Annotated in this window: 2 protein-coding genes; one reads left to right on the forward strand and one right to left on the reverse strand. The window is 37.3% G+C overall.

Translation table 11 applies throughout. The features are described 5' to 3' along the window. Positions 1 to 399: 399 nt before the first annotated feature. Positions 400 to 1,680 carry a hypothetical protein gene (locus GX437_09305; protein NLJ07852.1) on the reverse strand — a complete coding sequence of 427 codons (1,281 nt, stop codon included), beginning with the start codon at positions 1,678 to 1,680 and terminating at the stop codon, positions 400 to 402. 629 nt (positions 1,681 to 2,309) lie between these two features. Here GX437_09305 and GX437_09310 point away from each other — a divergent pair. Further along, the coding region (locus GX437_09310; protein NLJ07853.1) for a type I restriction endonuclease subunit R at positions 2,310 to 4,711 on the forward strand (2,402 nt) is incomplete at its 3' end.

Genomic DNA, 4,711 nt, shown 5'->3' on the forward strand with positions numbered 1-4,711 from the left:
AAATGAATAGTTTGAAAAGATAGCTTTATTATTGAGAAATTTTAATGGGGTGTTTTTAATAGAGGGGGATTTAAATCCCCCTCTAAATGAAGAGTTTAAAAAGATAGCTTTATTTTTGAAGAATATTAATGGCGGGGGAATTAATTCCCCCGCCATAATAAAGCATTATTCGGTTATTATTGAGCCTGTCAGCTGAATTTTTCAAAACTTCAATACTAAAAACAGGCAGCAATAAGCAGGCAATGAGCAGTTTTCAGTAGGCACGGACACATAAACCCGGAAATCGGAACATGGATACTGGAAAATGAAAGTTAAAAATAGACACGAATAATTCGGGAAACTGAACTCATCACTCATCAATTGCAAACTGATCCAACTTTCTTCAATATCAGAATGGTATTATTGATATAATCTTCCTGATAATCCAAAGCGAAAACTCAGGTTACTGTTAAGAAATTCATTTCCCGCGACCCAGCCATTGGCTTTACAGGAGAAATTAATAACAGGGATTAGGTTTTTTGTGGCAATAAACCCTATTTTACACTCAAAGAATGAAAAAAATGCACTTTCATCTGTCATAAACTTTTGACTGACAGGCTGAAAACCTGTAATGATTCGGGGTGAAACAAGAAAATGTAATTTATTTATATCTAATTTATAATCAATCATTTGAAATTCCAATGCGGGGAATGAGCGTAAGTAGTTTTGATAGCTGTGATAAGCAAAAACAAAATTATTTTTCCGGCTTTTGATGAAGAAATTACACGAAATATCATTCCCAAAAGAAGTCAGAAAATGATGTACGGAAAAGTTTGCATAAATACCTAGTCTGACAATGGGAATTTTTTTTATACCAAAAATCATTGGAGAAATCATATTCAGCCATTGTAATTTACCCTGCAACCATAAATAATCAAGTTCCTCATTGGTCAGGTCGGTTGTTTTAATGTATCTGTCAATACCATTCCCCAAAGGATGAATTCCCCTTTTAGTATAATCTTCATCAGGACGAAATAAGTCATAAGTCCATGCTAAGAAGTCAAAACCGGTAAAATCTCTTTCTTCGATAGCAGGTTCGTTCAAATTAAAATTATCAGTTTCCGGGTCAACTACCTCAGGCTGAGAGCACATTTGCACATACGAAATTGAGTTTAGCGTGGAAAACAAATACAAGTATTCATGAGGCAAATCATGTTCATAGAAAAAATTTTCTTTTTCAAGTTTATCGACCAGTAAATATTCGCCTTCAATCCCTGCCACATTCATTCTGATAAAGTCAGCAGCACTCTCCTTTTTGAATCTTATCAGGTCTTCATCTTTAACATGACTGACACTTACAGCAGATTCAAAAACCGGAAACAGATTCATATCATCAAAACTATTCACATGAAAACGGGTCATGACAGAACGATGATATTCTTCATGTAACCAACCATTAAAGCCGGGTGAATAGGTTAAAATAAAATCAGCACCAAACACTGTCAGGTTATAGAACAATCGTTTTACCCATGTCATTGATTGGCTTTTCTTATTAAAAAACAATCTGGAAATACCATCATGCACACCATTATAAAGTGAGGCAGAAAAACATAATGATTGATTCATGGATGGATTAACAAATGAACTGAAAAAAGAACCCTGCGTAGTTTGAATGGCATCTGAATAATAAGGAATGTCCATAAAAAGGATTTCATAAATTGAGGTTTGTTGTGCGCTGTCTGAGATGTTTCCCTGACAAAAACCCTTTACTTCCGCAAATAAAAGGCTAACAGATAAAATAAGCAGCTTCGTTTTTATCATTATTCCGTTATTGTTCTGGAACAAAAGTAATGAAGTTTTAAAGTCGGCAAGCTCCTTCTTTAAAGTTTCAATAACCCATTATTTGCTGACTGATTGTGTTGATTGTACTATTTTGCCCTTATTGTTTCATGTCAGAATTTAAAAAGATAGTTTAAAGAGGTGTTTTTTTAGCTAGAGGAGTTGGGGAAGTACATAGCAAAAGAGTAAAGTGTCTGGAACGAGAGCTTAATAAAGAGATAATCAAATAGTTATGAATTATTTCCGATAAAATGCCAGCTATCTTTTATTCATAAATATTTGATTTTTGTTTTTTTCCTCCGTTCGTTTTACCATTGCTTTAATCGAAAAAAGAAAAGGGATAGATAATTTATCAGCATAATTAACATTATATTTGCTCTTCAAACATATAAAACTGCAATTAAAAAATAAGACAAAATGCTGAAATGTTTATTCCCGGGAAACCGACAATTAAAAAGGATTACAAAAATTGGAGAAAAAGATAAAAATTAATGACTAAGGAAGCAGACATAGAAGAGAGTTTAATAACCACGTTAATTGACCTGAAATATACCTACAGGCCTGATATACGAGACAGAGCCTCGCTTGAAAAAAACTTTCGTGAAAAGTTCCAATCACTCAATCGGGTCACTTTAACTGAAACTGAATTCTCAAGATTGCGAGATGAAATCATTAATTCAGATGTATATGCTTCATCAAAACGCCTGAGGGAAATAAACACCTTTGTCAGGGAGGACGGAACTCCTTTGCACTATACTTTGGTAAACATCAGGGACTGGTGCAAGAACGAGTTTGAAGTTGTCCATCAGCTTAGGATGAATACTCAAAACAGCTTTCAACGCTTTGATGTTATTCTGTTAATTAATGGACTACCTGTAGTACAAATTGAACTTAAAAGTCTCGAAGTCAGTCCGCGCAAAGCCATGCAGCAGATTGTAGACTACAAAAGTGATCCCGGTAATGGCTACACTAATTCGCTGCTTTGTTTCATGCAACTTTTTATTGTTAGCAATCGTGCCAATACATACTACTTTGCTAATAATAATAACTCTCATTTCAGTTTTAATGCAGATGAACAGTTTTTACCCATTTATCAATTTGCCGATGAAGACAATAAGAAGATTACACATTTAGACGATTTCGCTGAAAAGTTTCTGAGCAAATGCACCCTTGCCCAATTGATCAGCAAATATATGGTACTGGTGGCAAGCGAACAAAAACTGCTCGTCATGCGACCCTATCAGATTTATGCGGTTAAGGCTATTGTAAATTGTATAGAGCAAAACCGTGGCAACGGCTATATTTGGCATACCACAGGAAGCGGAAAAACCTTGACTTCTTTTAAGGCATCTACCCTGCTCAAGGATAATCCCGACATTGAAAAATGTTTGTTTGTGGTTGACCGCAAAGACCTTGACCGGCAAACCCGTGAAGAATTCAATAAATTTCAGGAAGGTTGCGTGGAAGAAAACACCAATACCGAAACACTGGTAAGGCGCATGCTATCAGACGACTATACCAATAAGGTAATAGTTTGCACCATTCAAAAATTGGGACTGGCTTTAGACCCGAATAATTACAATAATTACAAGGAACGCCTTAAGCCTCTGAGTAATAAACGGATTGTTTTCATTTTTGACGAGTGCCACCGTTCGCAGTTTGGCGAAAATCATAAAGCCATCAAAGAGTTTTTCCCAAATGCACAATTGTTTGGTTTTACCGGAACACCCATTTTTGAAGAAAATGCAACATATAAGCAAATTGACGGAACGGTTGGCTCCTTTGTAACCACCAGAGATGTTTTCCAGAAACAACTTCATGCCTACACCATTACCCATGCGATAGACGATAGAAATGTTTTGCGTTTTCATATTGATTATTTCAAACCGGAGAAAGAGGTAAGTTTTGACAGCCGCGAACACAAAGTGGCCGTTGTAAATACCATCCTGAAAAAGCATGATGCCGCTACGCATCATAGGCGCTTCAATGCCATTCTCGCAACTGCATCAATAAACGATGCCGTTGAATACTATGAACTCTTTAAGGAAACGCAGGAAAAGCGAATCAGGGAAGATGAAAATTTCTCTCCCCTGAATATTGCCTGTGTTTTTTCTCCCCCTGCTGAAGGGAACAAGGACGTGCAACAACTTCAGGAAGATTTGCAACAGGAGAAAGAGGACAATAAAGTTGAACCTGAAAAAAAGAAGGAAGCACTGCAATCCATTATTAACGATTACAACAGGAAATATGGCACAAATCATAGCATACATGAATTTGACCCCTATTACCAGGATGTGCAGCAACGGATTAAATTCCAGATGTTCAGCAATGCCGACTATCCGCACAAAAATAAAATTGACATAACCATTGTGGTGGATATGCTCCTCACCGGTTTCGACAGTAAATACCTCAACACGCTGTATGTTGATAAAAATCTTAAATATCACGGACTGATTCAGGCTTTTAGCCGAACCAACCGCGTGTTGAACGATACCAAGCCATACGGAAATATCCTGGATTTCAGACAACAACAACAGCAGGTAGATGAGGCAATAGCCCTATTTAGCGGAGAAACAGGAGCGCGAGCCAAGGAAATCTGGCTGGTGGAGCCTGCACCGAAAGTGATTGAACGATTCGAAAAGGCAGTTACCGCAATGAACAAATGGATGCAGGACAACAATCTGGTTGCCGAGCCACAGGAAGTTTACAACATCAAAGGCGATGCTGCCCGGGTGGAGTTTATTAATTGTTTTAAGGAAGTGCAACGCCTGAAAACGCAACTTGACCAATATACCGACCTGAACGAAGAACAAAAAGCAAAAATTGAAGAACTGATGCCGGAGGAACAGCTGCGTTCTTTCCGCAGTTCGTATCTGGAAATTGCCAGACAGCT

Source organism: Sphingobacteriales bacterium (assembly GCA_012517435.1).
GTDB lineage: Bacteria > Bacteroidota > Bacteroidia > CAILMK01 > JAAYUY01 > JAAYUY01.

Excerpts from the sequence above, each read along its gene's own strand:
- GX437_09305 (NLJ07852.1), bottom strand. The coding sequence starts at position 1,680 with ATGGACATTCCTTATTATTCAGATGCCATTCAAACTACGCAGGGTTCT.